General features: G+C 57.0%; 24 protein-coding genes. 15 read left to right on the forward strand and 9 right to left on the reverse strand.

The genetic code is table 11. The features are described 5' to 3' along the window. Positions 1–23: 23 nt before the first annotated feature. From C3Z11_RS13610 to rpe, 4 genes are all read right to left on the reverse strand, one after another. Complete coding sequence (locus C3Z11_RS13610) at positions 24–1,433, reverse strand: c-type cytochrome (RefSeq protein WP_262927397.1); 1,410 nt, start codon at positions 1,431–1,433, stop codon at positions 24–26. A 124-nt stretch (positions 1,434–1,557) separates the two neighbouring features. After that, complete coding sequence (locus tag C3Z11_RS13615) at positions 1,558–2,283, reverse strand: gluconate 2-dehydrogenase subunit 3 family protein (protein ID WP_262927398.1); 726 nt, start codon at positions 2,281–2,283, stop codon at positions 1,558–1,560. 182 nt (positions 2,284–2,465) lie between these two features. Further along, the gene (locus C3Z11_RS13620) at positions 2,466–2,798 is read right to left on the reverse strand and encodes a GIY-YIG nuclease family protein (protein WP_262927399.1); all 333 of its coding nucleotides are present in this window, start codon (positions 2,796–2,798) and stop codon (positions 2,466–2,468) included. Beyond that, on the reverse strand, positions 2,791–3,477 hold the full coding sequence (rpe, locus tag C3Z11_RS13625) for a ribulose-phosphate 3-epimerase (RefSeq protein WP_106478484.1): 687 nt from the start codon (positions 3,475–3,477) through the stop codon (positions 2,791–2,793). Before rpe ends, C3Z11_RS13620 begins: the two co-directional genes overlap by 8 nt. A 149-nt stretch (positions 3,478–3,626) precedes the next feature. Between rpe and ggt the strand changes: the two genes are divergently transcribed. Next, entirely contained in the window at positions 3,627–5,357 is a 1,731-nt protein-coding gene (ggt, locus tag C3Z11_RS13630; RefSeq protein ID WP_106478485.1) for a gamma-glutamyltransferase, read from the forward strand. Between the two features lie 72 nt (positions 5,358–5,429). Here ggt and C3Z11_RS13635 read toward each other — a convergent pair whose 3' ends face one another. Then, a complete protein-coding gene (locus tag C3Z11_RS13635; RefSeq protein WP_106478486.1) occupies positions 5,430–6,899 on the reverse strand; it encodes an aspartate ammonia-lyase in 1,470 nt (489 codons plus the stop codon). Positions 6,900–7,164: 265 nt separating this feature from the next. Between C3Z11_RS13635 and cysP the strand changes: the two genes are divergently transcribed. From cysP to C3Z11_RS13655, 4 genes are read left to right on the forward strand one after another with little or no spacing between them, the layout of a single operon-like run. Further along, complete coding sequence (cysP, locus tag C3Z11_RS13640; protein ID WP_106478487.1) at positions 7,165–8,196, forward strand: thiosulfate ABC transporter substrate-binding protein CysP; 1,032 nt, start codon at positions 7,165–7,167, stop codon at positions 8,194–8,196. Beyond that, positions 8,196–9,035 (forward strand): sulfate ABC transporter permease subunit CysT, encoded by an 840-nt coding sequence (gene cysT, locus C3Z11_RS13645; protein ID WP_106478488.1) that lies wholly within the window; start codon positions 8,196–8,198, stop codon positions 9,033–9,035. The genes cysP and cysT overlap by 1 nt, the downstream gene beginning before the upstream one ends. After that, positions 9,035–9,856, forward strand: coding sequence for a sulfate ABC transporter permease subunit CysW (cysW, locus tag C3Z11_RS13650; protein WP_106478489.1), 822 nt, complete (start codon positions 9,035–9,037; stop codon positions 9,854–9,856). The genes cysT and cysW overlap by 1 nt, the downstream gene beginning before the upstream one ends. 19 nt (positions 9,857–9,875) lie before the next feature. Next, complete coding sequence (locus tag C3Z11_RS13655) at positions 9,876–10,937, forward strand: sulfate/molybdate ABC transporter ATP-binding protein (protein WP_106478490.1); 1,062 nt, start codon at positions 9,876–9,878, stop codon at positions 10,935–10,937. A 79-nt stretch (positions 10,938–11,016) separates the two neighbouring features. On the opposite strand, the gene C3Z11_RS13660 is transcribed toward C3Z11_RS13655, so the two are convergent. The 3 genes from C3Z11_RS13660 to C3Z11_RS13670 all read right to left on the reverse strand — a co-directional run bounded on the left by C3Z11_RS13660 (position 11,017) and on the right by C3Z11_RS13670 (position 12,860). Then, on the reverse strand, positions 11,017–11,673 hold the full coding sequence (locus C3Z11_RS13660) for a thiopurine S-methyltransferase (RefSeq protein ID WP_106478491.1): 657 nt from the start codon (positions 11,671–11,673) through the stop codon (positions 11,017–11,019). A gap of 12 nt (positions 11,674–11,685) precedes the next feature. Beyond that, on the reverse strand, positions 11,686–12,297 hold the full coding sequence (locus C3Z11_RS13665; RefSeq protein ID WP_106478492.1) for a TIGR04211 family SH3 domain-containing protein: 612 nt from the start codon (positions 12,295–12,297) through the stop codon (positions 11,686–11,688). 233 nt (positions 12,298–12,530) lie between these two features. Beyond that, positions 12,531–12,860 (reverse strand): DUF1820 family protein, encoded by a 330-nt coding sequence (locus C3Z11_RS13670; RefSeq protein WP_106478493.1) that lies wholly within the window; start codon positions 12,858–12,860, stop codon positions 12,531–12,533. Between the two features lie 312 nt (positions 12,861–13,172). On the opposite strand from C3Z11_RS13670, the gene miaB reads away from it, so the two are divergent. The 6 genes from miaB to C3Z11_RS13700 all read left to right on the forward strand — a co-directional run bounded on the left by miaB (position 13,173) and on the right by C3Z11_RS13700 (position 19,498). Beyond that, the gene (gene miaB, locus C3Z11_RS13675) at positions 13,173–14,516 is read left to right on the forward strand and encodes a tRNA (N6-isopentenyl adenosine(37)-C2)-methylthiotransferase MiaB (RefSeq protein WP_106478494.1); all 1,344 of its coding nucleotides are present in this window, start codon (positions 13,173–13,175) and stop codon (positions 14,514–14,516) included. Positions 14,517–14,640: 124 nt separating this feature from the next. Beyond that, positions 14,641–15,645 carry a PhoH family protein gene (locus tag C3Z11_RS13680; RefSeq protein ID WP_262927400.1) on the forward strand — a complete coding sequence of 335 codons (1,005 nt, stop codon included), beginning with the start codon at positions 14,641–14,643 and terminating at the stop codon, positions 15,643–15,645. Continuing rightward, positions 15,642–16,133 carry an rRNA maturation RNase YbeY gene (ybeY, locus tag C3Z11_RS13685; protein WP_106478496.1) on the forward strand — a complete coding sequence of 164 codons (492 nt, stop codon included), beginning with the start codon at positions 15,642–15,644 and terminating at the stop codon, positions 16,131–16,133. Before C3Z11_RS13680 ends, ybeY begins: the two co-directional genes overlap by 4 nt. Next, positions 16,130–17,023, forward strand: coding sequence for an HlyC/CorC family transporter (locus tag C3Z11_RS13690; RefSeq protein WP_106478497.1), 894 nt, complete (start codon positions 16,130–16,132; stop codon positions 17,021–17,023). Before ybeY ends, C3Z11_RS13690 begins: the two co-directional genes overlap by 4 nt. A 224-nt stretch (positions 17,024–17,247) precedes the next feature. Next, positions 17,248–18,729, forward strand: a complete 1,482-nt coding sequence (gene lnt, locus C3Z11_RS13695) for an apolipoprotein N-acyltransferase (RefSeq protein ID WP_106478498.1) — start codon at positions 17,248–17,250, stop codon at positions 18,727–18,729. Between the two features lie 34 nt (positions 18,730–18,763). After that, positions 18,764–19,498 carry a YdcF family protein gene (locus tag C3Z11_RS13700; RefSeq protein ID WP_106478499.1) on the forward strand — a complete coding sequence of 245 codons (735 nt, stop codon included), beginning with the start codon at positions 18,764–18,766 and terminating at the stop codon, positions 19,496–19,498. Positions 19,499–19,525: 27 nt separating this feature from the next. On the opposite strand, the gene C3Z11_RS13705 is transcribed toward C3Z11_RS13700, so the two are convergent. Beyond that, entirely contained in the window at positions 19,526–20,116 is a 591-nt protein-coding gene (locus tag C3Z11_RS13705; protein ID WP_106478500.1) for a zinc ribbon-containing protein, read from the reverse strand. Between the two features lie 309 nt (positions 20,117–20,425). Here C3Z11_RS13705 and leuS point away from each other — a divergent pair, with 309 nt between their 5' ends. From leuS to C3Z11_RS13725, 4 genes are all read left to right on the forward strand, one after another. Then, positions 20,426–23,017 (forward strand): leucine--tRNA ligase, encoded by a 2,592-nt coding sequence (gene leuS, locus C3Z11_RS13710; protein WP_106478501.1) that lies wholly within the window; start codon positions 20,426–20,428, stop codon positions 23,015–23,017. A 46-nt stretch (positions 23,018–23,063) separates the two neighbouring features. Beyond that, positions 23,064–23,582, forward strand: a complete 519-nt coding sequence (locus tag C3Z11_RS13715) for an LPS-assembly lipoprotein LptE (protein ID WP_158701046.1) — start codon at positions 23,064–23,066, stop codon at positions 23,580–23,582. Beyond that, positions 23,582–24,643, forward strand: coding sequence for a DNA polymerase III subunit delta (gene holA, locus C3Z11_RS13720; protein ID WP_106478503.1), 1,062 nt, complete (start codon positions 23,582–23,584; stop codon positions 24,641–24,643). The genes C3Z11_RS13715 and holA overlap by 1 nt, the downstream gene beginning before the upstream one ends. 114 nt (positions 24,644–24,757) lie before the next feature. Continuing rightward, entirely contained in the window at positions 24,758–25,867 is a 1,110-nt protein-coding gene (locus C3Z11_RS13725) for a DUF5924 family protein (RefSeq protein WP_106478504.1), read from the forward strand. The last annotated feature ends 52 nt before the right edge of the window (positions 25,868–25,919 follow it).

The following is a 25,919-nucleotide window of genomic DNA, read 5'->3' on the forward strand; positions in this document are numbered from 1 at the left end:
CTCGCTTCCTGCTGCATCCGTTGTTATTGATCGTCCTCGACCGGCGCACCGCCCTTGAGCTGCTCACCGCTGGTCGGCTGCTGGTCACGCCCGGTCGAACGGTAGCCCGGCGAGACGCTGAAACTATGCTCGGGCAGCGTCTTGCGCACCTCGGCGACTTGATCGGCGGTCACCGCCGCGGCATCGTTGCTCCATGCGCCGCGCACGAAGGTAGCGATATCGGCCACTTCCTGATCCGACAGCCGCCAGGCGAAGCCAGGCATCGAGACCGATTCCGGCGCTTTCGGCGTCGAAGGCATCTCTGCGCCAGCAAGGATGGTATGAATCAAGCCGGTGGGGTTGTCGGCGTTGACTAACGAATTGCCATCGAGCATCGGAAAGATATGTCCGGCGCCCTTGCCATCGGTGAAATGACAAGCATTGCAATTATCGAGATAGAGCCGCTCGCCTTCGCTGAGGTCGCGCGCCGACGCAAGCTTAGCTTCGGTCCCGGATTCGGCAATATCGCTCTTGTCCGGTGACGCCGCCTTGCTGGCGCTGCCGCCCGCCTGTCCTGTGTGGGCAGGGATGGACTTGAGATAAGCGGCAATGGCGTGGATATCCTGATCATTGAGATGTGAAGTACTGTTGGCTACTACCGAGGTCATCTCGCCCGAAACGGCAGTGTAGGCGTTGCGCCCGGTGGCAAGCAGATCGACGATGTCCTGCTCGCTCCAGTCAACGACACCGCGGCCACTCTCGCCCTTGCCACGCAGCGCCGGAGCCAACCAGTCGTTGAGGTCGGCACCGGCGAGATAATCCTCATCACTGGCATCAAAGCCCTTGAGCTGCTGGGCAAAGCCGCGCGGGGTATGGCAACTGCCGCAGTGGCCCAGCCCTTCAACGAGATAGGCGCCACGATTGAGCTGATCGCTGCGGTTCGGATCGGGCTGGAACACCTCATCTTCAGTGAACAGCCAGTTCCACATCGCTATTGCCCAGCGCTGGTTGAAAGGAAAGTTGAGATCGGTCTGCTCGGGACGATGATTGACCGGCTCCACGCCGTGCATGAAGTAGACGTAAAGCGCATGAATATCAGCATCTGTGGTCTTGGCGTAGGAGGGATAAGGCATCGCCGGATAGAGATGGGCGCCATCGGCGCGAACGCCATCACGCACGGCGCGAGCAAACTGCTCTTCGCTGTAGTCGCCGATGCCCGTTTGCTTGTCAGGCGTGATATTGCTCGAATATATCGTGCCGAACGGGCTTTCAATCGCCAGACCGCCAGTGTATTCCTTGCCGTCCGGCGCGGTATGGCACGCGACACAATCGCCGACCCGAGCCAGATAGGCGCCGCGCTCGATCACGCCCTGATCGGCTGCCTGCGCGTTGGCCGCCATGGGCAACGCCCAGGCGATCACTCCCCCACCTGCCAGCAATATTTTTTTCATCATCGTAGTTACCGTATTTTGGTGCGCCAAACCCAACTGGGCATTTTCGCGGCCTGCCAGCACCTGTGGTTATTCTTGGAACTAAACGGTGCGGCCCGGTAGTGATAACCTGCGTTTTTATCTGGAACTAACCCCGCTCTCCCGACAGGCTGACCGGCCCGAGCGGGTAAGGCACGTTGTGCTGCTCGACCCACTCGCGGAAATTGGCGCGCGCACCGGTGAAGCCGATCATCTTCCAGGCGCCCATGTGCTTGTTGCCGCCGTAGATCGGATCGGCGAAATAGCCCTCGCGGATGTTCTGCCACAGAAAGGAAAAGAAGACCCCGGCGGTTAACGGCGCCGCGTCGAGCGCGGCAAAATCGATCTTGTCCTGCTCAAGCCGCCCTAATATGTCGTCGCGCGTGGCAGCGTCGAGCGCGGAAAACGCCTTGTCGTGCTCCTGCTGACAGTAACGCTCGACGGCAGCAATGCCATGACGGTAGAGCTCACGTGGCGTATAGGGCAGCTGATAGCCGAGTTCGGGATCACCATCGGTGATGAAGGGTCCCTGCATGTACCAACGATCGGCATGGCCAAAGGGACCGTACAGTTCCTTGTCGATGAAGATCGGCACGTTAGTCTCCAGCGCACCGGGGCCGTGCTCGTCGGAAGGAATCAGTTGATCACAGGCAGCAAGAATAAATTGCCATTCGTCCGTATTGAAAAAAGACGGTTGGTAGTCGGCAAGCGCTGGCGGCTCCTCCGCCGCACTAGCGGTTAACGTAACGCCGCTCCCCAGGCTGACGGCAGGAATCAGGGTTAGCGAGCGTCGCATGAAGTCGCGGCGCTGTTCGTCGTCCGGCATTGAAGACATGATAACGGCCCTCCGGTGGTCATCGCGTCCAAACCGCGTTGCGCGAGACCGCTTGGGTAGTGTGCGGTCTCGCATCGATGCCCTCACCACCTGTTGGGAAGGCCACACACGGCACAAAAAAGCCGTAGTGGTCACTACGGCTTAATCCAACCTTAGGGCAGCATTAATTAAATAAAAAATAGTTAATCTAAATTAGATTCAGCTTCTCCATATTCAAACAGCATGGCGAGAGAACACTCGCCTGCTATCAATGCCTGCTTGTCATGCCTAGGCCGACGCTTGAGCGCATATTCCAGCTTGAGCGCTCGCGACTTATCCCCAACTTCGCAGTGAAAGCGCAGCTGCAAAGGACCCTTGCCGCGTAAGGCACGGGCACCGCGTTTACCTGATTGATGCTCGGCAAAGCGGCGAGTGATATCCGTGGTGATACCGGTATAAAGATGCCCGTACGAAGTTTCGATGATGTACAACGACCAGCATGGCTCAACACGCCGATGCTCTTCTTGCTCAGGCATCAGCGAGCTGCTGACGGAGCTCATTGATGATGGTGTCATAACCGTTGGGGTCATCGTCATCACGTGCGCCGAATACGGCCGAACCGGCGACAAAGGTGTTGGCCCCAGCGCGAGCGATCTCGGCGATATTATCAGCCTTGACGCCGCCATCGACCTCTAGGCGAATGTTACGTCCACTCGCCTCGATGCGCTGGCGTGCCTGCCTGAGCTTGTCGAGGGTGCCTGGAATGAATGACTGACCGCCGAACCCTGGATTGACACTCATGATCAGAATCATGTCGAGCTTGTCGATTACATAGTCGAGGTAGCTCAGCGGCGTGGCGGGGTTGAATACCAGTCCCGCCTTGCAGCCGCCATCCTTGATCAATTGCAGCGAGCGGTCGATGTGCTCGGACGCCTCGGGATGGAAGGTAATGAAACTGGCACCGGCATCAATGAAGGCACCAATCATGCGATCGACCGGCTTGACCATCAGGTGCACATCGACCGGTGCCTTGACGCCATGCTTGATCAACGCCTCGCACACCGCCGGGCCAATGGTCAGGTTGGGGACATAATGATTATCCATCACGTCGAAGTGGATCATGTCAGCGCCGCTGGCAATGACATCGTCGGCTTCCTGTCCGAGGCGAGCAAAATCGGCGGAAAGAATGGAAGGGGCGATCTTGAAATCGGACATGCACAGGACCTCAGGCCGTAAAGGTTTGAGTGAAACAATCGTCTATTCTAGGCCATCGGCGTCGGCTAGGCTAAGAGCGGCGGTCGCCACAGCACACGGTGGCCAATATGCCTGATAACAAACAAGCCCAACTGCAAGGAATCCTCACCATGGCTCACCCTCGCCATCGTCTTGCTGCCGCCCTGCTTGGCGCCACTACGCTGCTGCTGTCCACCGTGACCCTGGCGGTAGCGCAACCGATCATTGAAGGCGAACGCTTCCATCCCGCCGTCGGTACCCATGGCATGGTGGCCACCAGCAACACGCTGGCCACTCAAGTTGCCCATGATGTGCTGGCCCAGGGCGGAAACGCCGTCGACGCTGCGGTCACCGCCGGTTTTGCGCTTGCCGTGACCCAGCCGCAGTCGGGCAATATCGGCGGCGGCGGGTTCATGCTGATCTCCGATGAAAAAAGCGGCAAGGTCATCGCCATCGACTACCGCGAGAAGGCGCCCCAAGGCGCCAGTGAGACGATGTTCCAGGACGAGCACGGCAACGTGATCGCAGACGCCTCGCGCTACACCGCCAACGCCTCCGGCGTGCCCGGTACTGTTGCCGGCCTAGCACTCGCTCTCGACAAGTACGGCACTCTCAGTCTCGCTCAGGCGCTGGCGCCAGCGATCACCCTGGCCGAGAACGGCTTTGCCGTGCCCCAGTTGTTCAGCGACAACATCAGCCAGGCTCGGGAGCGGCTGACCCAGTGGGAGGCGACGCGCAAGACCTTCTTCAAGTCCGATGGCAGCGTTTATCAGCCCGGTGAGGTATTCAAGCAACCTGAGCTTGCGGCAACGCTCAAGCGTATCGCTGAACAAGGCCCGCGTGAGTTCTACGAGGGCAAGACGGCGCAGCTATTGATCGCGGAAATGAAGCGCCACGGCGGCATCATGACGCTGAACGATCTCAACGCTTACCAGCCAGCGCTGCGCGAACCGGTACACGGCAGCTATCGCGGCTACGACGTCTATTCGATGAGCCCGCCCTCCTCCGGCGGCGCTCACATTGTTCAGATCCTTAACATGCTTGAGGGCGACGATATCGGTGCGCTGGGCTTCAATTCAGCGGCCACCATCCATCTGATGAGCGAGGCGATGAAGCGCGCTTACGCCGACCGTTCCCAGTACTTGGGCGACACCGACTTTGTCAATGTGCCGCTTGCAGCGATCACTTCAAAAGCTTATGCCCACTCGCTGCGCGCCCAGTTCGACATGCAGCACGCCACGCCGTCGAGCGAGATCGCGCCGGGCCAGGTTGCTCCTTACGAATCCGACCAGACCACCCACTTCTCGGTCGCTGACGACCAGGGATTGGCGGTCTCCAACACCTATACCCTCAATTTCAGCTACGGTTCGGGGATCACCGTCGACGGCGCTGGCTTTCTGATGAATAACGAGATGGACGACTTTTCAGCCAAGCCGGGGGTGCCCAACGCCTACGGATTGATCGGCGGCGCAGCCAACAAGATCGAGCCCGGCAAGCGCATGCTGTCATCGATGTCGCCGACCATCGTCAAGCACGACGGCAAGAACTTCCTGATCACCGGTAGCCCGGGCGGCTCGCGCATCATTACTACCACGCTGCAGGTGATCATGAACGTGATCGATCACCGTATGAATATCCAGGCCGCGGTCAGCGTGCCACGCGTGCACGATCAATGGTCACCTGAGGAAATCCGTATCGAACAGGGCATCAGCCCCGACACCATTAATCTGCTTGAGGCGATGGGCCACACGGTGGTGACCAAGGAGGCGATGGGCGCCAGCCAGTCGATCGTGATTGAAAACGGTACTTTCTATGGCGGCGCCGACCCACGCCGCTCTACGTCCGCGGCGATGGGGTTGTAAAGATTATCTGCTTGACCTAAAAAGCCCGACGCTACGCGTCGGGCTTTTCTATTGACAGCAACGTGATTTGCATCAATGCGGGGACTTCAATGGCACCAGCCGCGGCGCAATCATGTTTTCCGGACGCAGAATATCGGCGAGCGTCTCCTCATCAAGCAGCTGCTCCTCACGCACCAGCTCAAGCACGCCGCGTCCACTGATCAAGGCTTCACGGGCGATACGCGTGGCATTTTCATAGCCAATGTAAGGATTGAGCGCGGTGACCAGGCCTATCGAGTTTTCGACCAGCGCCCGGCAGTGATCGACATTAGCGGTGATGCCACTGATGCAGTGTTCGCGCAGCATGTCCATGGCGCGCTGCAACAGACGGATAGAATCGAATATCTTGTAGGCGATCAGCGGCTCCATCACGTTGAGCTGCAGTTGCCCGCCTTCGGCAGCCAGCGTCAACGCCAGATCATTACCGATCACCTCGAAGGCAACCTGATTGACCGCCTCGGGAATGACCGGATTGACCTTGCCCGGCATGATCGAGCTACCCGGTTGACGCGGTGGCAGGTTGATTTCATTGATGCCTGTACGCGGGCCACTGGAGAGCAGGCGCAGATCGTTGCAGATCTTGGAAAGCTTAACCGCGAGGCGTTTGAGCAGCCCTGAAAACAGCACAAAGGCGCCCATATCCGAAGTCGCCTCAATCAGGTCAAGCGCCGGCTTGAGCGGCTGACCGCTGATCGCCGCGAGTCGCTCGACTGCAAGCTGCTGATAGCCGGGGTCGGCGTTAATGCCTGTTCCAATGGCAGTGCCCCCCAGATTCACCTCGCACAGCAATTCCGGAACAAAGCGGCGCAGTTTGTCGAGGTCTTCATTCAAAGTTGTCGAAAACGCATGGAACTCCTGCCCCAGCGTCATCGGTACCGCATCCTGCAACTGAGTACGCCCCATCTTGAGCACGTCAGTAAATTCTTCGCCCTTTTTGCCCAGTGTCTGACACAGGCTATCGAGGCTTGCCAGCAGCATATCGTGACCCAGCAGCAGGCCAAGGCGAATCGCAGTCGGGTAGGCATCATTGGTCGACTGCGCCATGTTGACGTCGTTATTGGGATGGAGGTGATGATAGTCACCCTTGGCATGCCCCATCGCCTCAAGCGCCACGTTAGCGATGACCTCATTGGCGTTCATGTTGGTTGACGTGCCCGCCCCGCCCTGGATCATATCGACGACAAATGCGTCATGAAACTCACCACGAATGACACGAGAACAAGCCTGGCTGATGGCCTGATACTTATCGGTACTTAGATAACCCAGCTGGTGGTTGGCATCGGCCGTCGCCTGTTTGACCATCGCCAACGCAGTAACAAATTTTGGATAGTGCGAAAGCGGCACGCCAGAGAGACGGAAGTTGTTGACGGCGCGCAGCGTCTGGATGCCGTAATAGGCATCAGCCGGTACTTCGAGCGTTCCGAGCAGATCCTTCTCGAAGCGGAAACCATCAGAAGATGAAGCATAGGGAGAAACAGCGGAGGCAGCGGTAGTCGAGGACATGTTCGGTCAGCTTACAGTAACGGAGCCAAGATGGACGGGAACTTTCCCGCCGAATGATTCCACTTTAGTCTTAACGCTTAACATACGGCTAATGCCGTTATGCGCTGCGTCATGCCCGAACGGCATGGCCTGCATTGAAAGCAGCTAGAGACATCGAGAAACGATAACTTACAAATAACCAAATAGCATAATAGGCATTATTGTAATTCCTGTAAGCTTTGCTTAGCCTAAACGCCATTGACCTATCACATACGCAGGGACTTTCATGGCTCGCTTCACTCCCCATTGGCTTAATGTCTTGCGCGGCGGTGCGCTCGTCGCCACCCTCGGTCTAACCCTGTCAGCGCCACTGGCGCAGGCAGCGGACCGTGAACTGCTCAACACCTCCTACGATATCGCGCGTGAACTGTTCGCCGAGATCAATCCGCAGTTCGTTACCTACTGGAAGGACAAGACCGGCGAAGATGTCGAGATCAAGCAGTCCCATGCCGGCTCATCCAAGCAGGCGCGGGCCATCATGCAGGGGCTGCGCGCTGATGTTGTCACCTTTAACCAGGTGACCGATGTCGATGTCCTGGCCGAAAAAGCCCACCTGATTCCGGCCGACTGGCAGCAGCGTCTGCCTAACCACAGCTCGCCCTACTATTCGACCATGGCATTCCTGGTGCGCAAGGGTAATCCCAAGCACATCGAGTCGTGGCAGGATCTCGCTAAACAGGACGTTAAGCTCGTCTTCCCCAACCCCAAGACCTCGGGCAATGCGCGTTACACTTATCTCGCCGCCTGGGCTGCTGCCAATGATTTCGACAATGGCGACGAGACCAAAATCCGCGACTACATGAAGCGCATGCTCGGCAACGTGGCGGTGTTCGATACCGGCGGCCGCGGTGCGACCACCACTTTTGTCGAGCGCGGTATTGGCGACGTACTGATCACTTTTGAGTCCGAAGTTAACAATATTCGCAACCAGTACGGTAAGGACGATTATGAAGTCGTCGTGCCCAAGACCGATATTCTCGCCGAATTCCCGGTCACCTGGATCGACGAGTACGTCAAGCGCAATGGCACCGAAGATCTCGCCAAGGGCTATCTTAACTATCTCTATAGCGACGAGGCTCAGCGCACCCTGGCCAACTTCTACTATCGCGTTAACAACGACAAGATCGCCGCCGAATTCGCCGACCGCTTCCCCGAGACCAAGCTGCTGCGTGTCGAGGATGTGTTCGGCAGTTGGCAAGACGCCATGGCCACCCACTTCTCAAGCGGTGGTGAACTCGATCAGCTGCTGCGCCGCTGATGATTGCGTTATCACGTAAACGGGTACTGCCGGGCTTTTCACTGTCGCTCGGCATTACTCTGCTCTATGTATCGCTTATTCTGCTGTTGCCAATGAGCAGCCTTGTTGGCCAGCTTTCCACGCTCAGCTGGGAACAGTACTGGAACATCATCACCGACCCGCGCCATATCGCCAGCTACAAGGTAACGGTCGGCACGGCACTGGCAGCATCACTGGCCAATGCCGTGTTCGGTCTGCTGCTCGCCTGGGTGCTGGTTCGCTATGAATTTCCCGGCAAGCGCATTCTCGATGCACTGATGGATCTACCCTTCGCCCTGCCTACGGCCGTAGCCGGCATCACGCTGGCTACGCTGTATAGCCAGAACGGTGCCATTGGTGAACTGCTTGCCCCTTATGGCATCGAGGTAGCCTATACCTGGGTCGGTATCGTACTGGCTATGGCTTTTACCAGCATTCCCTTCGTGGTACGCACGGTTCAGCCGGTGCTGGAAGATTTACCTGGGCAGATCGACGAAGCAGCGTTGACCTTGGGCGCCTCGAACGGCTACGCCTTTCGCCGCGTGATCATGCCGCATATCTGGCCGGCGCTGGTAACCGGCACTGGGCTCGCCTTTGCTCGCTCGCTGGGCGAGTACGGCGCGGTGATCTTCATCGCCGGCAACATGCCCTACAAGACCGAAATCACCTCACTGATGATCGCCGTACGCCTTGAGGAATATGACTATGCCGGCGCCGCAGCGATCGCCTCGGTCGTGCTGGCAGTCTCACTGTTTCTTTTATTGGCCATCAATATATGGCAGGCGCGGTTTTACAAACGCCTGCACGGAGGACGCGGCTAATGCGACGCATCGGTGACTCCCCGCCCGTTCGCGCACTGCTGATCGCGCTGGCACTGGTGCTGACAGCGCTGTTTCTGGTCGTGCCGCTGGTCAGTATCTTCTATCAGGCCTTCGCCAGCGGCCTGGGAGAAATCTGGGTCAATCTGAGCGACGAATACACATGGTCCGCGATCACGCTGACGCTGCTGGTCACGGTTATCACTGTGCCCGTCAATCTGGCATTCGGCGTGTTTCTCGCCTGGCTGGTTACCCGCTTCTCCTTCCCCGGCCGGCGCATTTTGCAGACCCTGATCGATATTCCATTCGCTGTCTCGCCAGTAGTGGCTGGTCTTTTGTACCTGCTGCTCTATGGCCGTGGCGGCTGGCTGGGCAGTTGGCTTGCAAATTATGATCTGCAGTTGATGTTCGCCTGGCCCGGCATGGTATTGGTCACGGTGTTCGTTACCTGCCCGTTCGTGGCGCGTGAGTTGATTCCGCTGATGCAGGCTCAGGGCAGCGCCGAGGAGGAAGCCGCGGTGACGCTTGGCGCGCGCGGCTGGACGCTGTTTCGTCGCGTCACATTGCCCAACATTCGCTGGGCGTTGCTCTATGGAGTAATTCTGACCAATGCACGGGCAGTTGGGGAGTTCGGCGGTGTATCGGTGGTCTCCGGCTCGATTCGCGGCGAAACCAATACGCTGCCGCTGCATGTCGAGCAGCTGTATCAGGACTACAACACGGTAGGCGCCTTCACCAGTGCCTCGCTATTGGCCGGACTGGCGATTGTCACGCTGGTTATAAAAGCCTGGCTTGAGTGGCACACTGCCCGCCGCAGCCATTAATTCAGGATTGCATATCGCGATGAGCATCCGTCTTAACAATATCTCACGGCGTTTCGGCGCCACCACAGCGCTGCATCCCCTGTCGCTTGACATCAAGCAGGGCGAGTTGATTGGCCTGCTCGGCCCGTCGGGCTCAGGCAAGACCACCTTGCTGCGTATCATGGCCGGACTGGAATCACCCAACAGCGGCACCATCCATTTCGGTGAGCGTGATGTTACCCACGTCCACGTTCGCAAGCGCCGAGTCGGTTTTGTCTTTCAGAACTACGCCCTGTTCAAGCATATGACCGTCGCGGAAAATGTCGCCTTTGGACTCAAGGCACGCCCACGAAGCGAACGCCCCTCTCACCGCGATATCCGCGAGCGGGTTTTAGGCCTGCTGCAAAAGGTAAGACTTGAAGCATTGGCTGAGCGTTATCCGGCCCAGCTGTCCGGGGGTCAGCAGCAGCGCGTCGCTCTAGCACGCGCACTTGCCGTCGAGCCTGACGTATTGCTGCTCGACGAGCCGTTCGGTGCACTCGACGCCAAGGTGCGTATCGAGCTGCGGCGCTGGCTGCGCCACCTGCACGACGAATTCGGCTTCACCAGCGTTTTCGTCACTCACGATCAGGAAGAGGCACTGGAGCTTTCCGACCGCGTAGTCGTGATGAGTGAGGGACGTATCGAACAGATCGACACGCCCCACCAACTCTATCGCCATCCGGCCAATCGTTTCGTATTCGAATTCCTGGGCGAGACCAACCGCCTCGAAGGCGAAATCGTCAACGGAGTGCTAACCAACGGGGAGGCACGCTTGACGCTGCCTGGCGCAACGGGGTCGCGCGCCGAAGTGCTGCTGCGCCCCCATGAGGTGCGATTGGCGGAAAGCTTCGACGAGCATGCCCATCTGCCGGTAAAGGTCAGCGCCATTTCCCCGGTAGGTGCAGAAGTGCGCGTCGAGCTCGAAGCCAACTGGATGAGCGACCCCTGGCAGGCGACGATGACGCATCATGACTATGAACAGCTGACGCCAACACGTGGCACTCGGCTTTACGCACACCCTACCCGCCAGCATCGCTTCGATCTCGATTACGCCATCTGATCAACGCAGTACAGGCCAACCGCATCGGGTTGGCCTGTCACGTTACGGTCTCTGTCAATGGAGTGCGCCAGCCGGAGCGTCAACGTACGGCAAGTGCCTCGTCATCTTCCGGCCCCTTGCGCACCATCGTCCAGACAGTTTCGCAGATGCCATCATCCACATGCTGGGTGCCAAGCCTTGCGAGCGTGAAATTGGGCCCGAACAGGCGCTCTATTTCCGCATCATCAACCGAGAAAGGCGGGCCAACATCGGCACCACGCCCGTGGGTCAGGCTGACTAACAGCCCAGAGGTACCTGGCGCCATCATTTGCGCAAGATGAAACGCATAGCGCTGCCGAGTGGCGGCAGGTAGCGCGATCAGTGCCGCTCGATCGTAAAAGGCAGAAAAGGAGAACGTCTCATCGGCAGAAAAGTGAAAAAAGTCACCTTGCCACAGTTCGATATTGCCCTGGCGATAACAGACAAAATCATCCTGACGAAAACGGGTAACTTCGCCTCGCCCCTCCGCTACAAACTGCTCAGCCGCTTCTCGTACCAGTTCGATACCCAACACCTCATGGCCACGCTCCGCCAGCCAGCGCATGTCCAGGCTTTTTCCACACAACGGCACCAGCACTCGCCCATTGGCAGGAACCGATAGTGCTCGCCAATGGGCTTCAAGCGCCTCATGCGGCTCCTGCTTGTGAAAACCGATGCGCCCTTCCTGCCAGCGGGACAGCCACTCCTGATGATTCATAGCCGTACCCGTTTAGAACCAGCGATCACGCCGCTTACGGCGACGCGGTAAATGCGGCACGATCAAGCCAAGCAGCAAGCCTGCGCCCGCCACGCCGCCGCCATACATGAAATAGCGCATCAGCAGGTCATCTCGCTCAGTATCGAGCCGCGCCTGGTACTCACGCGCCTGCGATTGCGCCTGGGCCAATTGCTGGTCGAGTTTCTGGGTCCGCGCTTCTAACTCGGCAATGCGGCTTTGCCTCACATCAAGCGTTTCCGTCATGCCGGAAACCTTGCTTTCCCATTCACTATCAATGTTATTCAGCCGAGTCGTGAGTTCGCTGACCTTCTGTTGCAGCTCCGGCATTCTCTCACTACGGCTGCGCTGATTCTGCAGTTCGTCCGATCTTATCCACACGGTATCACCACTACCGCTGCGAATCCGGCTATAGTCGCCTTGTGTTTCAAGCAAGGTAACTTTCTCGCCGGCATCGACAGTGCCCACGATCCGATAACCGTCTGTCGGACCGCTTCGCACATAGGTATGGAGATCGTCACTTACCCAACGTGTTTGATCGGCATGGGCCACGCTGGCCGCCGCCCCCATCATGACACCGATAAATAAATGCTTGATTTTGGTCATAAAAAATTCGTTTCTTTGCAGTTGTTAACTTACGGAAAAATAGCTCACACACGGCGATGAGACTGCTCAGGCGGGCATCCTGCCCACCTGTGAAAACCGTCTGCTGGCGTTTTGCCGTTTGATCCAGCCATCCACACTTTCTGTGGATAACCCTTGGGAAAACATGCATCGATAACTTTTCGGGCCGCCGCTATTACTGACACCCGCACAAATTGTTCAAAAATTGATCAGCACTACAAGTCGTCGCGTGGCGGCCCGCTCATCGGCATGGGAAAGGGGGCAATCTTGCCTTCAGCCTTGACGGCCTTGGCCACCCCTTCACGCTCGACCTCGTCAATACGGACAATGGCATTCAGCGGCAGATAGCTGCGCTGTACGCCATCAAAGGCATGACGCAGCTTTTCAGCGCTCGGGTCAACCACGACCTTTGACGTGTCACCGAAAACAAAACCTTCGACCTCAAGAAAACCCCATAGATCGCTTTGATAGATTTCGCGCGCGTAAAGCTCCCAGACCTCACCCTGCTGCTGAAAGACCACTTTGTAAATCGGCTTTGCCGCCATTGCTGCGATGCACCTCATCGTTACCCTCCGGACATTTCAGGAAGGCATATTGCAAAATAAAAGGGGCGAGTCTACCACACCGTATTTGCGCTGCCTTCAACGAACGCACGATGCTGGCCGATACGCCAGGAAAAACGTATAATGCGTGACCCGATTCCCGCATCCGGCTAGATCGGATCGCCGCATTTTTTATTTTATCGCAGTGGCGAGCTAGCGGCAGCGGTCCTCACGGTTATTCGATATACATTAACCCTGTTCTGATTCATGTCACGCTGAATGCAGCGTGACAGCCCATCACATTGGCACAAGCACATGGCGAAGAAACTCTTCATCAAGACCCACGGCTGCCAGATGAACGAGTACGACTCCGCTCGCATGGCGGATCTTCTCGGCGAGTCTCATCAGCTGGAACTGACTCACAACGAGCATGAAGCAGATGTCATCTTGCTCAACACCTGCTCGATTCGCGAGAAGGCGCAGGAAAAGGTCTTTCACCAGCTGGGACGCTGGAAGAAGCTCAAGGCGGCCAACCCTGACCTGGTCATTGGCGTGGGCGGCTGCGTAGCAAGCCAGGAAGGCGAGAATATCCGTAAGCGCGCGCCACATGTTGACATGGTATTCGGTCCGCAGACATTGCACCGCGTGCCGGACATGCTCAACAGTCGCGCGGCAAACCAGATCTCGGTGGTCGATGTGACCTTTCCCGAGATTGAGAAATTCGACCGCCTGCCAGCGCCAAGATCCGAAGGTGCTACCGCCTTTGTCTCGGTCATGGAAGGCTGTTCAAAATACTGCAGCTTCTGCGTCGTTCCCTATACGCGCGGTGAGGAAATATCACGTCCGTTCGAATCGGTAATGGATGAAGTCATTCATCTTGCCGAACAGGGCGTGCGGGAAATCAACCTTCTCGGTCAAAACGTCAATGCCTATCGCGGCTTGAATCTACTTGGTGAGGAGATTGACCTCGCTGAGCTGATTGCCTGTGTGGCTGCTGTGGATGGGATCGATCGGATCCGCTTCACTACTTCGCATCCGGTTGAGTTTACCGACAGCCTGATCGACGCATACGCTGAAATCCCTGAGTTGGTCAGCCACCTGCACTTACCGGTGCAGTCCGGCTCGGATCGTATCTTGGCCGCAATGAAGCGAGGTCACAATCGCGAGGAATATATCGCCAAGATGGAGCGCATCCGCGCGATTCGTCCCGATATCAGCTTCTCATCGGACTTCATCATCGGTTTTCCCGGTGAAACCGAAGAAGACTTCGCTGATACCATGGACCTGATCCAGCGCATCGGCTTTGATCATTCTTTCAGTTTCGTCTATTCGAAGCGCCCTGGGACGCCGGCATCATCGCTTGAGGATGACACCCCGGAAGAGGTGAAAAAGCAGCGTCTGGCGATTTTACAAACGCGCATCATTGAGCAGGCCACGCAGATTTCACGTCGCATGGTAGGCAACGTTGAGCGCATTCTGGTAACCGGCTTTTCGCCCAAGGATCCTGGCGAGCTGTCGGGGCGCACCGAGAACAACCGTGTAGTCAATTTCCGCGCTCCCAACCCGATTGATTTAATTGGATATTTCGTCGATGTTGAAATCGTCGAAGCCTATGCCAACTCTCTACGCGGCGAGCTGGCCTCTGCCCAGCTATACTGAAGCCCACGTACCATCAGCAAGGACGCTTTTGCGTGTATTGCACATTGCCCCGGTGATAGCCGGGGCAGTAAGCTGATGACATGCCCTTTCATTTCACTTTTCAATACGCACGGACTGAACGATTTTGAGCCAAAATCCCGGTAACGCGCAGCGCATACTCCAGCTTTCCCTCGAACCCAACGACCCCATGCGGTTAGCCACACTCTGTGGACAGCAAGACGAACATCTGAAGCTTATCGAAGAACGCCTCAACGTCACGATTCGCAATCGGGGCAATGCCTTTCAACTTGCAGGCCCCAGTGCCCAGGTCAAGGCCGCCGCGAATATCCTTGAATATCTCTATCGTGAAGCAGAGGCCAGCGAACTGACGCCTGACACCATTCATCTCTACCTGCAGGAGTCGAGTCTCGAGGCTATTGCAGAAGAGGAAGAAGAGAACGGCGTTCCTTCTGAAGGCGTCATCCTTCGTACGCCGCGGGTCATGATCAAGCCACGCGGCCATAATCAGCAGGGTTATGTCGAGTCAATTCGCAACCACGACATCAACTTTGGCATTGGCCCTGCCGGTACCGGCAAGACCTATCTTGCCGTTGCCGCCGCGGTGGAAGCGCTCAATCAGCAGGAAGTGCGCCGCATTCTGCTGGTACGTCCTGCCGTTGAGGCCGGTGAAAAGCTGGGCTTTCTCCCCGGCGATCTGGCGCAGAAGATCGACCCCTACCTGCGTCCGCTCTATGACGCACTCTACGAGATGCTCGGCTTTGAGCAGGTCGGCAAGCTGATCGAGCGGCAGGTGATCGAAATCGCGCCTCTGGCCTACATGCGCGGCCGTACCCTGAACAACGCCTTTATCATCCTGGATGAAAGTCAGAACACCACGCGCGAACAGATGAAAATGTTCCTGACGCGTATCGGCTTCGGCTCGACCGCCGTGATCACGGGTGACATTACCCAGGTCGATTTGCCACGCGGCTCAAGCTCGGGACTGACGCATGTCATTAATGTCCTCAAAGGTGTTGCTGGCATCAGCATGACCCACTTTGTCGCCAAGGATGTGGTGCGTCACCCGCTGGTGCAACGCATCATCGAAGCCTACGATGCCTTCGAGTCCCAGGAGGACAATCAGCGATGAGCGCCCCCGTTGTCGACTGCCAGGTGGCCGTCGACTTCGCCGCCCTGCCCGACGAGGCGAGTCTTGCACGCTGGATAGGCTGTGTGCTCGATGCGCATCCTGAAGAAGCGCGCAATGAGATCACGGTGCGTTTTGTCGATGAGACAGAAAGTCGTGAGCTCAACCGCGATTACCGTGGCAAGGACTCGTCGACCAATGTGCTGTCCTTTCCCTTCGAAGCGCCGCCGGAAGTGCCTATTCCCCTGCTGGGTGACTTAGTGATCAGTCCTCATGTGGTCGAACGTGAGTCAGAAGATCAGCAAAAAGCGCTGATCGACCACTTCGCCCATATGGTGGTCCATGGTACCTTGCATTTACTGGGCTATGACCACATTGAAGAGGATGAAGCCGAACGCATGGAGCAGATGGAACGCGACCTGCTGGCTACTCTAGGCATAGCCGACCCTTACATTGACAGTTCTATCGAGGACGAGAGACCACACGCATGAGCGACGACCGATCGGGGAGCCAGGGCGGCAAGTCCTGGCTCGACAAGCTGCTCGGCGCTTTTTCCGGCGACAACGATGAGCCCAGTAATCGCGATGAATTGAAGACCTTTCTCAGAGAGGCTGGCGCACGCCTGAACCTCGATCAGGACGGTTTGACAATTATCGAGGGTGCCTTCGATATCAGTGACCAGCAGGCGCGCGAAGTGATGATCCCGCGCTCGCAGGTGGTCGCGATTCGGGCCGATCAGCGTCCGGAAGATTTCCTGCCCATCATCATGGATAGCGCGCATTCTCGCTATCCGGTTATCGATGACAGCCTCGATGAGATTCTTGGCATATTGCTGGTCAAGGATCTATTGCCACTGATCATGCAGAGCGACGCCGAACGTGAGCGTTTTCAGCTACGCGACGTGCTGCGTCCCGCCATGTTCATTCCCGAGTCCAAGCGTCTCAATAGCCTGCTCAAGGAGTTCCGCGACACGCGCAATCATATGGCGGTCGTGGTCGACGAGTATGGCGGTACGGCAGGACTTGTCACTATCGAAGACATCCTTGAGCAGATCGTTGGCGATATCGAAGATGAACATGACATCGACGAGGAAGACGATATTCGCGATCTGGGCGATGGTACATGGGCCGTCAAGGCACTGACGCCGATTGATGATTTCAACGAGCGCTTCGAGACCGACTTTTCCGATGAAGAATTCGATACGGTCGGTGGCCTGGTCATGCAGCGTTTCGGGCATCTGCCACGCCGTCACGAAGCGACCGAACTTGAAGGCTGGCGCTTCACGGTACTCAATGCAGATAATCGCCGTATTCGTTGGCTGCAAGCCGCACCGATCACGTCGGAGCCGTCAAATGAAGATAGCGAGCAGGCACACGATTGACGTTGCCGTACATCTCCAGACTGCTGTCCCACTGATTGATCTGGTATAAGTGCTAACCGAACCTGACGGGTTCGGTTTTTTTATATGTTAGGCCTAAGGCCTCTTTGCTATTTGCCATGCACTAACACAGCACATTGCTCGACTGCCGAGAGATAACGACACAGCAAAGTGCACGACGTGATTATGCCAAGACACTTGCTCGACACGTTTTGCTAGGAAAAGCCATGACGTCATTGCTAGAACGGCCCTGGGTCGGCCACATGATTGCGCTTGTTGCCGGCGCGTTGACAACGCTCACGTTCGCCCCTTTCGATCAATGGTGGCTGGGACCACTGTCCATCGCTCTACTCTATGGCTCCCTGGCCCATACCTCAGTACGTACCGGCGCTTTTCGTGGCTGGTGGTTCGGCGTCGGCCTGTTTGCGACCGGTACTTCATGGGTCTACGTCTCGATCCACGATTTTGGCAACACAGGTGCTGTGCTGGCAGGGCTACTCACCGTGCTGATGGCACTGGGCCTGGCGCTGTTTTATGCCATAGCTATGGCAATCTATCGCCTGGTTGCACCGTCACGGCTGGATATCATTGCCTTCGCCGGGGTCTGGACGCTGGGCGAAGCCTTCCGCAGCTGGGCCTTGACCGGCTTTCCGTGGCTCTATCTTGGCAGTGCTCATGTCGACTCACCTATCGCTTCGTTGGCCCCGCTGGGCGGCGTTTATTTACTGAGCCTGGTCGTCGCCCTCTCCGGCGCGCTGCTCTGGCATATTGTCGCCAAGCGCCAGTGGCTGTTGGTAGCACCGCTGCTGGCGCTGTGGCTCGTGCCCCTGCTGCTGCCCAAGCTGTGGGCAACGCCGTCTGATACCCCCGTGTCGGTCTCACTGGTCCAAGGCAACCTAGCCCAGTTAATCAAGTGGACCGCCGAGGGCCAGCGCACCGCCGCCAATACTTATGCTGGCCTCACGCGTGAGCAGTCCAACGATGCCGAACTGGTCATATGGCCAGAAACCGCCTTGCCGATGTTCGAGGATCAGGCACGCCCTTTTCTTGAGCGTATGCAGTCGACATTGTCGTCCAACACAGCGCTTCTGACCGGCATCGTGCAACGTGACGATACCGGTCATTACTACAATAGCGTCATTTCGGTAGGGGCCAGCCAAGGAGAGTATAAAAAGGAGCATCTGGTGCCGTTCGGTGAATATCTGCCGCTTGAAAGTACGCTGCGCGGCATCATCGGCTTTTTTGATCTGCCCATGTCGAGTTTCGGCACTGGCAATGGTGATCAACCGCCCCTTCTCGCTCATGGGCTTCGCCTGGGCGTCGCGATCTGTTATGAAATTGTCTATCCCGACCTGGTTCGCCAGCGTGCCAAAGACGCCAACGTGCTGTTGACCGTCTCTAACGATACCTGGTTTGGCCATTCGATCGGCCCACTACAGCATATGCAAATGGCCCGTCTGCGGGCGCTTGAGAATAACCGCTATCTGCTGCGCGCCACCAATAACGGCATGACGGCGATCGTTTCTCCTCGCGGCGAGATCATCGCTCACGCGTCGCGCTTCGAAAAAGCTGTCCTTAATGGTGAAGTACGTGCCATGGCAGGCGAAACCCCGTTTACCCGCACCGGTAGCCTACCGACGCTGTTGCTAGCCTGCCTAATGGCAGTTGTAGGCTTGATATTCACCCGTCGAGAACGCAACAAACACTGAGGGCTTAAACCATCAATGCCGCCATGAGTACTTAATGATGATGCAGCTGTTAAAAGCCTTTCTTCTGCCGCCCGGCTGTTTTTTGCTTGCCCTGCTGGTGCTAATGATCGTCTGGAACCGTATACCTCGGCTGGCACGTGCGCTCAGTTTTGCCGTCGTCATCCTATTCTGGGCGGTCGCCACGCCTCCCGTGGCAAGCCTGCTGCTCACGCCTATCGAACGCGTCATGCCAACGCCGCCATCACAATGGCATGAGGCCCAGGCAATCGTCATTCTCGGCGGTGGCCGTGATTATGACGCACTGGAGCTGGGCGGACGTCACCGCGTCAATGAATACACGCTGGGCCGTCTGAGCGAAGGCGCACGCATTGCGCGCAAGACAGGACTTCCGATTCTTGTCACCGGCGGCAAGGCACCTTGGGAGCGACAATCGGAAGCCGAATTAATGAAGCGCAGCCTGGAGGAAGAGTTTGGTCTGACACCTCGCTGGCTTGAAGGTGACAGCCGAGACACGACAGAAAATGCCGAATTCACGGCACGCATTCTGAAAAAAGAAGGCATCGATACCATCCTGCTGGTGACCAATGCCTGGCATATGCCGCGCGCCGTACGCAATTTCGAAAAAACGGGACTGAAGGTCCTGCCCGCGCCTTTTGGCTTCACCAAGAATGTTTCAGGCGGGAGTACCTGGTGGGCGCCCAAGGCTGACGCTCTTGAACGCTCTTATTGGGCACTCTATGAGTACCTGGGGTGGTTTGCTGGCCACTAAAGGCCTGACTATTGACCCTTGGCGCAGCTAGAGCGGTGCACGCTGAAAATAACGATGCCCGCACGCATGGCACGGCTCAAGACGCGTTGGCCGTATTAGCGTCACGATCTCGCCACAGTGGACACAGGCCATGCGTCCAGGCGCTGCAATTTCGCCTTCGTAATAATCGGCACGGGCCGCTTCGAGATCGTCCTCGAAGCGGGTACGATCGACTACCGTACGATCAGCCACCGAGAAGAGCCCCTGGCGGATGCGTTCGGATATCGTAACAATGTCAATACCCAGCCAGTTCGCTACGCTCTCGCCGCCGCTGGCGAGATAGCGTCGCAAATCCGCCAAATCGCGCTCCACCCAGGCGCGCAGCAGCGCCAGCTCGTCTTTGGTGAAGTTCTCGACATCTGCCTCGAACTGCACCGCCTCATCAATCTCACGCTGTAAACCCTCGCGGTTCAAGCGGCTCTGACCCTTATCTTCAGCCTGCCCCCGCTGCGGGTCATCTACTGTAGAAGAAGCGCCATTATTGTCACGATGAAAGCGTGCCAGGATACGCTCATAGGCATCACTCAGTCGGCTATCGCGCTGGCCGTCATCCGGTCGATGATCGTTATGTTCGCTCATGGCTGCTCCTCGTTGAAAGACCTACTGCAAGAATGACACAAGCGGGGCCAAGTCGATCCCCCTATCTGTCAATCGCTGACTGGGTTATGCTTGGAAACCACTTATTCAGCCTAAACCGTAGCGCGCTTCTCACCGTGTGAATATACCTTTTCTACACTGGTGCACAGGGACGAAGACGCTTGTCGCTCCGGTTTCATTATTTTAGAGCCAGCTTCTGCATTTTAGGAAAGTCGCGCTTATCCTGGCCCCTTTCCACCCGCTTAACAGTGCAGAGCGAGGCCCTGACCCCAAGGTGTCAAGACAAAGACGATGGACGCACAGTACAACCCTTTCGAGATCGAACGCAGCGCTCAAAATTTTTGGGAAAAGAATCGTTGTTTCAAGGCCGTCGAAGACGCCAACCGTGAGAAGTTCTATTGCCTTTGCATGTTCCCCTATCCCAGCGGCAAGCTGCATATGGGCCATGTGCGCAACTACACCATCGGCGATGTCATCTCCCGCTTCCAGCGTATGAACGGCAAAAATGTGCTGCAACCGATGGGTTGGGATGCCTTCGGCATGCCGGCTGAAAATGCCGCGATCAAGAACAATGTCGCTCCGGGGCAGTGGACCTACGACAACATCGACTACATGCGTCACCAGTTGAAAGCACTGGGGTTCGCCTATGACTGGGATCGCGAATTCGCGACCTGCGATGTTGATTACTATCGCTGGGAACAGTGGTTCTTCGCCAAACTGGTCGACAAGGGGCTGGTCTACAAGAAGAACTCTACGGTCAACTGGGATCCAGTCGACCAGACAGTGCTCGCCAACGAGCAAGTCATTGACGGCCGCGGCTGGCGCTCTGGCGCACTGGTCGAGCGCCGTGAAATCCCGCTGTGGTTTTTGAAAATTACCGATTACGCCGAAGAGTTGCTCGCTGATCTTGATACCGTCGATTGGCCGGAGCAGGTCAAGACCATGCAGCGCAACTGGATCGGCAAATCAAAAGGCGTAGAGCTCGATTTCGATATTGCCAGCGATAGCGGCGACGTTCCTGCTGGTGCCGAACGGCTCACCGTCTTTACTACCCGCCCCGACACCCTGATGGGCGTGACCTACGTCGCCGTCGCCGCTGACCATCCGTTGGCAAAGGCAGCCAGCGAACGCCTGCCTGCGCTTGAAGATTTTCGTGAAGAGTGCCGCAAGGGCGGCACGTCTGAAGCCGATCTGGCCACGATGGAAAAGAAGGGCATGGATACCGGCTTCAAGGCGGTCCACCCGCTGACCGGAAAATCCCTGCCGGTTTATGTCGCCAATTTTGTATTGATGGAATACGGTACCGGCGCCGTAATGGCGGTGCCCGGTCACGACCAGCGCGATTGGGAATTCGCCTCCAAGTATGCCCTGCCCATTCTGCCGGTTATCGCCGACGCTGAAGGCAACGCGCCGGATTTGTCCGAGAGCGCGTATACCGAGCACGGCCAGCTGATCAATTCCGGCGAATACGACGGTCTGGATTTCGAGGCGGCGTTCGAGACGATCTCCAAACGTCTTGAGTCTGAAGGTCGCGGCAAGATCAAGGTCAACTTCCGCCTGCGCGACTGGGGCGTGGCCCGTCAGCGCTATTGGGGCGCACCGATTCCAGTCAAGTATGGCCCGGAAGGTCAGACCGTACCGCTGACTGACGACGAACTGCCGGTAGCGCTGCCAATGGAAGTCGAGTTCGATGCCACCGGCTCACCGCTCAAGAAGATGCCGGCCTTTTATGATCTTGGTGACGGCTGGACGCGGGAAACCGACACCTTCGATACGTTCATGGAGTCGTCCTGGTACTACGCACGTTTTTGCTGTGCGGACAATGACCAGGCCATGCTCGATGAGCGTGCACACTACTGGCTGCCCGTCGATCTCTATATCGGCGGTATCGAACATGCCATTTTGCACCTGCTTTATGCCCGCTTCTTCCATAAACTGATGCGCGATTTTGGCTTGGTAAACAGTGACGAGCCGTTCAAGCGTCTGTTGACCCAGGGCATGGTGATTGCCGAAACCTACTATCGCGAACGTGCCGATGGCGGTAAAGACTGGTTCAACCCGGCCGACGTCAGTGTCGAACGTGACGACAAGGGCCGCGCCATTAGCGCTACACTCGACAGTGATGGTCAACGCGTCGAGATGGGTGGCATCGAGAAGATGTCGAAGTCGAAGAACAACGGTGTCGATCCTCAATCGATGATCGACCGCTTCGGAGCCGACACAGTGCGGCTGTTCATGATGTTCGCTGCACCGCCCGAGCAATCCCTGGAATGGTCAGATTCAGGTGTTGAGGGCGCGCACCGCTTCCTGAAACGCCTCTGGAAGCTGGTTAATGAACATGTGAAGTCAGGCCAGCCGGGTGAGCTTGATCTCAACGCCCTCAATGATGAGCAACGTGCGTTACGCCGCAAGACGCACGAGACCATTAACAAGGCGAGCGATGACATCGGCCGACGTACGACCTTCAACACCGCTATCGCTGCAGTGATGGAGCTCACCAATGCCATCAGTAAATTCGATGATCAAAGTGCCCAAGGTCTGGCCGTGGTGCGTGAAGCAGTCAACGCCTGTGTGCTGTTGCTTGCCCCTATCGTTCCCCATGCGGCCCATGCACTTTGGCATGCGCTCGGCCATGATGAAGCGGTCATCGATACTGCTTGGCCGCAGGTGGATGAGGCAGCCCTCAAGAAAGACAGCCTCGAACTGGCCGTACAGGTCAACGGCAAGCTGCGCGCCAAGCTTGAGGTAGCGGCGGAGATCACAAAAGAAGAGATCGAACGTCAAGCGCTTGAGAATGAAAACGTACGGCGTCACATAGAAGGCAAGACGATCCGCAAGGTCATTGTTGTACCAGGCAAACTGGTCAATATCGTTGCGCAATAATGCCTATCTATATCGCTGGGATTTGGACAACCGCAAGGAGACTCGAGTGAAGCGTCGTACCTTCCTCACCTGTCTGGCTGGTATCACTACTGCACTCGTATTGAGCGGGTGCGGTTTTCAGCTTCGTGGCTACGGTGCGCCCGAGCTATCAATTGAGCGTCTGGCGCTGTCCGCTGCAGATACCGGACCACGCGCCCAGTTGACTCAACGGGTATCCCAGACCCTGGAAAGCGCCGGCGTCACGCTTGATGACAGCGCCCCGCTGCGGCTCAACCTGGGCGAGGCGAAAACGACAGAGCGTGAACTGTCCTTCGGCGATGCCGGCAACCAGGAGCGTGAGGTCACCTTGACTCTGCCCTTCTCGGTCCAGCGCGTCTCCGATGGCGCTTACCTGCTTGATCAGCAGCAGGTCGAGTCACGCGGCACGTTCTATACCAGCAGTGATCAGTTGCTTTCACGCGATGACCAGCGCGAAGAGCTGCTGGAGGACCTGCGCGACGATGCCGCGCGCCGCCTGCTTGAGCGGCTACGCAATCTGGATACGCAATCGGTTTCGACGCATTAATGAAGGTTTTTCCTGACAAGCTCGCCGAGCAGTTGCAAAAGAAGCTCGCACCGGTCTACATCGTGGCCGGTGACGAGCCGCTATTGCACATGGAAGCATGTGATGCGGTACGCGCTAAAGCGCGTGAAAGCGGTATTGAGGAACGTGAGGTACTGCACGTCGAGAATGGCTTCAACTGGGGGCAGCTATTTGAAGCAGCCAACAGCCTTTCATTGTTCGCCGACCGTAAACTGATCGAGCTGCGCATGGGTAGTCAGGCGCCTGGCCAGGAAGGAGCGAAAGCGCTGGAGGCTTACGCCGAAACCGCCAAGGCAAACGGCAATATCTTGCTGTATTCCAGTGCCAAACTCGACCGCAGGCTTCAGCAGAGCAAGTGGTTCAAGACGCTTGATGGTCTGGGAGTATTCGTTCCCGTCTGGCCGGTAGAGCATCAGCGTTTGCATTTCTGGATTCGTGACCGCGCCAGCCGTCACGAACTCGAGCTTGATCATGACGCGGCAAAGCTCTTGGCCGACCGTGTCGAAGGCAACCTGTTAGCCGCTGATCAGGAACTGTCCAAACTTCGCCTGCTGTATCCACCTCGAGCCCGCCTCAACGCCGATGCTATCGCCCGGGGCGTCGAAGATAGTGCACGCTTTGATGTCTTTATGCTCAATGAAGCCTGTCTTAAAGGAGAGCGGGAGCGTGCCTTACGTATCGTCAAGGGACTTAAAGGCGAAGGCATAGAAGCGCCGGTAATTCTTTGGGCGATTACTCGTGAACTGCGTGTTCTGCTCTCTATCCGTCAGCATCTCGATCAAGGACAGAGCATTGAGCAGGCCTGCAAGGCACAAAAACCGATGATTCCTGACAAGCGCCGCCCACATTATCAACAGGCACTAAAACGCCTGCCCCATAAACGACTGCACAAGTTATTGTTATTTGCTCAGCGCGTTGATCTCGCCATCAAGGGTGCTGGCCCCCTTCCCATCTGGAACGCGTTAAATGACTTGGCGCTTACCTTTGCCGGTGGACGTGGCCCGTTAACCGAGTGGCCCGACGCTTATCGGTCGCAAGCGTAATACGCGATAACCAAAAGACAGCAGCATGGCGTCTACGATGGTAATGAATGTAAGTTACTGCCAACTCCCTTATAAAAAGCGTCTGATCCATTGCCTGCGAGCGTGCGCTAGCGCATGATCAAAGAGCTTTCTTTACCGCCGATTTTTCAGCGCTGGATCGCCCGGCTGCGCCGTTATCATTACCTCTGGCCAATATTCAGCTTCGCCAGCGGCATCTTCAGCTTTTTTCTGATCAACCGACAACAATCCCTTGGTGCCTATCTAGCGCTGGCCTTATTGCTGACCTGGAGCTTGTTGCTGGCAGAGAATTTATGGTCGTGGCTGCATCGTCATCGCCGGCGCTCCCGACTGCCCCGCATCGTTGCCTCCTTCTGCGCGCAGATGACGCACCAGGAAACCCTGTTCTTCTGTTTACCCTTTTTCCTGATCACTACCATCTGGAATAGCACTCAGGCGCTGTTCACCAGCCTTTTATTGATCGCTGCACTGGTTTCGATTATCGATCCGCTCTACTTTCGTTTAGCTGATCGTCTGCGCTGGCTATATTTTGCTTTTCACGGGCTATGCGCATTCGTGCTGATGCTGGTGCTATTACCACTAATGATGCATCTGACTACAGGCGAAAGCATCCTGCTGGCCTCAGGCGCCATCGTGATTGTCAGTCTGCCCAGCCTGATCACGCTGATGCAGCCGCACGGTGTGATGGGGTGGCTGGCCATGTTCGGCCTTGCGGGACTATTGAGTACCGGAGCATGGCTCGGCCGTGACGGCATCCCGCCAGCTACATTATGGATTGCCGGTCATGCCCTGTCTCCTGAGTTCGATGCCTCAACGCGACAGCCACGCGGCAGCATGCCTTTAGCCAATGGCATTATTCAGCAGCGAGGCCTCTACGTGTACACCTCGATTAATGCCCCGCGCGGCCTTAACGAGCGGATATATCATGTCTGGCGTCATGATGGCCGGATAGTAGATCGTGTTCCTCTTACTATTCGAGGCGGGCGCGAACAGGGCTATCGTGCCTGGTCGCATAAGCAGAACTTTCCCGAAGACAGCCGTGGCAAATGGCGTATCGATATCGTCACCGATACTGGCCAACGCCTGGGCGTCATCCGCTTTTCCATAGCCGATGATGCCAGTACGGCGTCGCTGGCTGATGGGCGTATCAAGACACCACCGGGTATTAGCTGGCTACATCTTGCCACGGGAAACAAGTCAACTTGAGACTGGGATTTTTCGTAGCGTGTAATTCATAAGTGTTATGTGATAAAGCTTT

Source organism: Phytohalomonas tamaricis (assembly GCF_003012345.1).
Taxonomy (GTDB): Bacteria; Pseudomonadota; Gammaproteobacteria; order Pseudomonadales; family Halomonadaceae; genus Phytohalomonas; species Phytohalomonas tamaricis.

Coding starts and splice junctions, on each gene's coding strand:
- C3Z11_RS13610 (WP_262927397.1), bottom strand. CDS start 1,433: ATGATGAAAAAAATATTGCTGGCAGGTGGGGGAGTGATCGCCTGGGCG.
- C3Z11_RS13615 (WP_262927398.1), bottom strand. CDS start 2,283: ATGTCTTCAATGCCGGACGACGAACAGCGCCGCGACTTCATGCGACGC.
- C3Z11_RS13620 (WP_262927399.1), bottom strand. CDS start 2,798: ATGCCTGAGCAAGAAGAGCATCGGCGTGTTGAGCCATGCTGGTCGTTG.
- rpe (WP_106478484.1), bottom strand. CDS start 3,477: ATGTCCGATTTCAAGATCGCCCCTTCCATTCTTTCCGCCGATTTTGCT.
- ggt (WP_106478485.1), top strand. CDS start 3,627: ATGGCTCACCCTCGCCATCGTCTTGCTGCCGCCCTGCTTGGCGCCACT.
- C3Z11_RS13635 (WP_106478486.1), bottom strand. CDS start 6,899: ATGTCCTCGACTACCGCTGCCTCCGCTGTTTCTCCCTATGCTTCATCT.
- cysP (WP_106478487.1), top strand. CDS start 7,165: ATGGCTCGCTTCACTCCCCATTGGCTTAATGTCTTGCGCGGCGGTGCG.
- cysT (WP_106478488.1), top strand. CDS start 8,196: ATGATTGCGTTATCACGTAAACGGGTACTGCCGGGCTTTTCACTGTCG.
- cysW (WP_106478489.1), top strand. CDS start 9,035: ATGCGACGCATCGGTGACTCCCCGCCCGTTCGCGCACTGCTGATCGCG.
- C3Z11_RS13655 (WP_106478490.1), top strand. CDS start 9,876: ATGAGCATCCGTCTTAACAATATCTCACGGCGTTTCGGCGCCACCACA.
- C3Z11_RS13660 (WP_106478491.1), bottom strand. CDS start 11,673: ATGAATCATCAGGAGTGGCTGTCCCGCTGGCAGGAAGGGCGCATCGGT.
- C3Z11_RS13665 (WP_106478492.1), bottom strand. CDS start 12,297: ATGACCAAAATCAAGCATTTATTTATCGGTGTCATGATGGGGGCGGCG.
- C3Z11_RS13670 (WP_106478493.1), bottom strand. CDS start 12,860: ATGGCGGCAAAGCCGATTTACAAAGTGGTCTTTCAGCAGCAGGGTGAG.
- miaB (WP_106478494.1), top strand. CDS start 13,173: ATGGCGAAGAAACTCTTCATCAAGACCCACGGCTGCCAGATGAACGAG.
- ybeY (WP_106478496.1), top strand. CDS start 15,642: ATGAGCGCCCCCGTTGTCGACTGCCAGGTGGCCGTCGACTTCGCCGCC.
- C3Z11_RS13690 (WP_106478497.1), top strand. CDS start 16,130: ATGAGCGACGACCGATCGGGGAGCCAGGGCGGCAAGTCCTGGCTCGAC.
- lnt (WP_106478498.1), top strand. CDS start 17,248: ATGACGTCATTGCTAGAACGGCCCTGGGTCGGCCACATGATTGCGCTT.
- C3Z11_RS13700 (WP_106478499.1), top strand. CDS start 18,764: ATGATGATGCAGCTGTTAAAAGCCTTTCTTCTGCCGCCCGGCTGTTTT.
- C3Z11_RS13705 (WP_106478500.1), bottom strand. CDS start 20,116: ATGAGCGAACATAACGATCATCGACCGGATGACGGCCAGCGCGATAGC.
- leuS (WP_106478501.1), top strand. CDS start 20,426: ATGGACGCACAGTACAACCCTTTCGAGATCGAACGCAGCGCTCAAAAT.
- holA (WP_106478503.1), top strand. CDS start 23,582: ATGAAGGTTTTTCCTGACAAGCTCGCCGAGCAGTTGCAAAAGAAGCTC.
- C3Z11_RS13725 (WP_106478504.1), top strand. CDS start 24,758: ATGATCAAAGAGCTTTCTTTACCGCCGATTTTTCAGCGCTGGATCGCC.